The organism is Nonomuraea sp. NPDC050691 (genome assembly GCF_040654455.1).
Classification (GTDB): domain Bacteria; phylum Actinomycetota; class Actinomycetes; order Streptosporangiales; family Streptosporangiaceae; genus Nonomuraea.
In genome coordinates, this window is record NZ_JBFAIA010000314.1 from 1 (window position 1) to 4295 (window position 4295).

The 4295-nt window shown below is 73.2% G+C and carries 4 protein-coding genes and 1 pseudogene; all 5 read left to right on the plus strand.

Annotation, left to right across the window (positions count from 1 at the left end):
* Nucleotides 1–598, plus strand: a 598-nt coding sequence (locus AB0H81_RS44010) for a tyrosine-type recombinase/integrase (protein WP_358388254.1), incomplete at its 5' end; no start/stop codon positions are given.
* A 116-nt stretch (nucleotides 599–714) separates the two neighbouring features.
* Nucleotides 715–1656 carry a ParA family protein gene (locus AB0H81_RS44015; protein ID WP_358388256.1) on the plus strand — a complete coding sequence of 314 codons (942 nt, stop codon included), beginning with the start codon at nucleotides 715–717 and terminating at the stop codon, nucleotides 1654–1656.
* The gene (locus AB0H81_RS44020) at nucleotides 1653–2516 is read left to right on the plus strand and encodes a segregation/condensation protein A (protein ID WP_358388259.1); all 864 of its coding nucleotides are present in this window, start codon (nucleotides 1653–1655) and stop codon (nucleotides 2514–2516) included. The genes AB0H81_RS44015 and AB0H81_RS44020 overlap by 4 nt, the downstream gene beginning before the upstream one ends.
* 418 nt (nucleotides 2517–2934) lie before the next feature.
* Nucleotides 2935–3441 carry an SMC-Scp complex subunit ScpB gene (scpB, locus tag AB0H81_RS44025; RefSeq protein WP_358388262.1) on the plus strand — a complete coding sequence of 169 codons (507 nt, stop codon included), beginning with the start codon at nucleotides 2935–2937 and terminating at the stop codon, nucleotides 3439–3441.
* Nucleotides 3438–4295: pseudogene (locus AB0H81_RS44030) on the plus strand (pseudouridine synthase); the annotation flags it as partial. The gene scpB and the pseudogene AB0H81_RS44030, both read left to right, overlap by 4 nt.

A 4295-nucleotide genomic window follows, 5' to 3' on the forward strand; every position in this document is an offset into this window, starting at 1 on the left:
GCGCCCGCCGCGCCAGCCGCGCCGGCTGCCCAAGGCCATCGCCGTCGACCAGGTCGAGCGGCTCATCGCCGCTTCCGGCCCCGACGGCGCGCCGCTGACCCTCCGCACCCGCGCCCTGCTGGAGGTCCTGTACGGCACGGGCGCGCGCATCGACGAGGCCGTCGGCCTGGCCGTCGACGACCTGGAGGACGACCAGGTCCGCCTGCGCGGCAAGGGCGGCCGCACCCGGATCGTCCCGCTCGGCCGCTACGCCCGCTCGGCGCTCGACGCCTACCTCGTCAGGGCCCGGCCCGGCCTGCTCGCCCACGGCCGCGGCACGCCCGCGGTGTTCCTCAACGCGCGCGGCGGGCGCCTGACCCGCCAGGGCGCCTGGGAGGTCCTCCAGGCCGCCGCCGAACGAGCCGGACTCCACGGGATATCCCCGCACGTTCTCCGCCATTCCTTCGCAACCCACCTCCTCGACGGCGGCGCCGACGTTAGGGTGGTGCAGGAGCTGCTCGGGCACGCCTCGGTGACGACCACACAGGTCTACACCCTGGTCACGGTCGACAAGCTCCGCGAGGTGTACGCCGCCGCGCACCCCCGCGCCCGGCAGTGATCTATAGTCTTTTGCGGCGTGCCACGGTTCGGCGTGCCGCCTTGCCGCGTTTAGTGATGACGCCATAGTGTCCGTCCGGACGGTCCGGTTCGGGATCGTCAGGGAGGTTCGAGCTGGTGACTGTGAAGACCAACGGTTCGACCCCGGGGACCCCCGACAACCCCTGGGGTGACACGAAGACCGACACGCCTTCCACCGGCGTGAACCTGGGCCCCACCAGGCGCCCGCGCCCGGTGTTCCCGGAGCCCGTGCCGCCGGAGACGCACGGGCCGGCGCGGGTCGTCGCGATGGTCAACCAGAAGGGCGGGGTCGGCAAGACCACCACCACCATCAACCTGGGCGCCGCGCTCGTCGAGTACGGCCTCAAGGTCCTGCTCGTCGACTTCGACCCGCAGGGCGCCCTGTCCGTCGGGCTCGGCATCAACCCGCTCCAGCTCGACCTCACGGTCTACAACCTGCTGATGGAGCGCAACGTCACCGCCGAGGACGTGCTGCTGGAGACCGGCGTCGAGGGCCTCGACCTGCTGCCCAGCAACATCGACCTGTCGGCCGCCGAGGTCCAGCTCGTCACCGAGGTCGCCCGCGAGCAGGTGCTCGGCCGCGTGCTCAAGCCGCTGCTGCCGCACTACGACGTCTGCCTCATCGACTGCCAGCCGTCGCTCGGCCTGCTCACCATCAACGCGCTCACCTGCGCCCACGGCGTCATGGTGCCGCTGGAGTGCGAGTTCTTCGCGCTGCGCGGCGTCGCCCTGCTCATGGACACCATCTCCAAGGTCCAGGAGCGCCTCAACGACGAGCTCGAGATCGAGGGCCTGCTGGCGACCATGTACGACGCCCGCACCCTGCACGGCCGCGAGGTGCTGGCCCGCGTCGTCGAGGCGTTCGGCGACAAGGTGTTCCACACCGTGATCAACCGCACCGTCCGCTTCCCCGACGCGACGGTCGCCGGTGAGCCGATCACCACCTTCGACCCCTCCTCCCTCGGCGCCAGCGCCTACCGTGAGCTGGCCCGCGAAGTGCTCTCGCGCTGGCCGGCGCCTGCCACAATGGCCAGGTGACGCCAGAGCGGGCAAGCGCCGTCCAGGACGAGGAGCAGGCGGGCAAGGCCGGGTTCCAGGTCCACCTCGACGTCTTCGAAGGGCCGTTCGACCTGCTGCTCGGGCTGATCGCCAAGCACAAGCTCGACATCACCGAGGTGTCCCTCTCCAAGGTCACCGACGAGTTCATCTCCTACATCCGCTCGCGCGGCCCCGAGTGGGACCTCGACCAGACCAGCCACTTCCTGCTGGTCGCGGCCACCCTGCTCGACCTGAAGGCGGCCCGGCTGCTGCCCTCCGGCGAAGTCGAGGACGAGGAGGACCTCGCGCTGCTGGAGGCCCGCGACCTGCTGTTCGCCCGGCTGCTCCAGTACAAGGCGTACAAGGAGGTCGCCAAGGTCTTCGCGGCGCGGATGGCCGACGAGGCGCTGCGCTTCCCCCGCGCCGTGCCGATGGAGCCCCGCTTCGCCGACCTGCTGCCGGAGCTGATCCTCGGCATCGGCCCCGAGCAGCTCGCCAAGATCGCGGCCAGGGCGTTCACCCCCAAGGCGCCGCCCACGGTGGCCGTCGGCCACATCTACCAGCCGTTGGCCAGCGTCCGCGAGCAAGCCGCTATCCTGGTCCAGCGCCTCAGGCGCATGCGCCGGGCCACCTTCCGGGCCCTGGTCGCCGACTGTGACGGCACCTTCGAGGTCATCGCCCGCTTCCTCGCCGTCCTGGAGCTGTTCCGCGAGGCGGCGGTCAGCTTCGATCAGGTCGAGCCGCTGGGCGACCTGCACGTCACCTGGACGGGCAGCGACGAGGGCGACGTCGCGGTGGGCGACGACTACGAGGAGAGCGCGCGCAGCGCGGAGAAGGCGGAGAAGGCTGCAGATGACTGACGACCGCTCCGGCGAGCCCGCTGACGACCACCCGGGTGACCATCCCGGCGGGCCGGGGGAGACCCGCGCCGACGACGCGCCGCCACAGCCCCGCAAGTCGCCGGAGGCGGCGCTGCCGGCCTGGATGACCCTGCCGGGCTCCCTCGCCGCCCCCGACCCCCAGCCGGCCACCACCGCCGCCCCCGAAGCTGAGCCGCTCTCCGAACCTGACCTGACCCCCGGAGCTGAGCCGGTCTCCGAGCCCGTCCCGGCCGCCGGAGCTGAGCCGCTCTCCGAGCCCGACCCGGCTCCCGGAGCTGAGCCGGTCTTCGAGCCCGACCCGTTCACGGACCTGGCGGAGGCGCTGGAGGAGCCCCTGGACGAGCCGGAGGAGCGGACGCCCGCGCCCGGCCTCCACGCGGCGCTCGAAGCCATCCTCATGGTCGTGGACGTCCCCGTCCCCGAGGTGACGCTGGCCCAGGTGCTCGAACGCCCCACCCACGAGGTGGCCGCCGCCCTCAGGTCGCTGGCGGCGGAATATACCGAAGCCGGGCGGGGTTTCGATCTGAGAGAGGTCGCGGGCGGCTGGCGTTATTACACGCGTGCCGACTGCGCACCGCTGGTCGAGCGGTTCGTACGCGACGGCCAGCAGACGCGGCTCACCCAGGCCGCGCTCGAAACACTCGCGGTCGTGGCCTACCGGCAACCGGTGAGCCGCGCCCGCGTCGCCGCGGTCCGCGGCGTGAACAGCGACGGCGTCATGCGGACGCTCGTCGCGCGGGGGCTGGTCGAAGAGGCCGGCACCGACCCGGAGAGCCAGGCAGTGCTCTACCGGACAAGCTCATACTTCCTTGAACGTGTGGGACTGAAGGACCTCAGCGAGCTCCCCGAGCTGGCTCCGTTCCTCCCGGACGACGTGGAAAACCTCGAGGAGACGACAAAGTGATCAACAGGCGCAGCACCCCGTCCGGTGATGGACGCGGTCGAGGACGTACCGGCGGCACCAGCGGCCGCGGCGGGCGTCCCGCCTTCCGTTCCGACGACAGCCGCGGCGGTTCCGGCCGCGACTCCCTCCGCGCCGACCGCGGCGGCGCCCGCGCCCGGTACGGCGACTCCCCCTCGCGCGACCGCTCCGGCGGGGAGCGCGGCGGCTTCCGCTCCGAAGGCCGCGAGGGCGGCTACCGCCCGGAGGGCCGTGACGGCGGCGCCCGTTCCGAGCGGCGTGACGGCGGCTTCGGCTCCGAGCGGCGCGAGGGCGGTTTCCGTTCCGAGGGCCGTGACGGCGGTTTCCGCTCCGAGCGGCGTGACGACCGCGGCGGTTCCCGGTCCGAGCGTCCCGGCTTCGGCTCCGGTACGCGTGACGGCCGGGGCGGCTTCCGTTCCGACCGGCGTGACGAGCGCCGCGACGACCGCGGCGGGTACCGTCCGGACCGCTCCGACGACCGCGGCGGCTACCGGCAGGACCGCCGTGACGACCGGCGAGACGGTCGCCCGCCCTACCGCTCCACCGGCCGTGACGACCGCGGCGGCTACCGTTCCGACCGCCGTGACGACCGCGACGGCGCTGTCCGCTCCGAGCGGCGTGACGGCGGCTTCCGTTCCGAGGGCCGTGACGGCGGCTTCCGCACCGAGCGGCGCGAGGGCGGCTTCCGCTCCGAGGGTCGTGACGGCGGTTTCCGTTCCGAGCGGCGTGACGATCGCGGCGGCTCCCGCGCCGAGTCCCGCCCCGGCGACCGTTCGACGTTCCGGGCCGACCGGAGCGGCCGGCGCGACGAGGCCCCCGGCGCCGGCCGCGCCCGC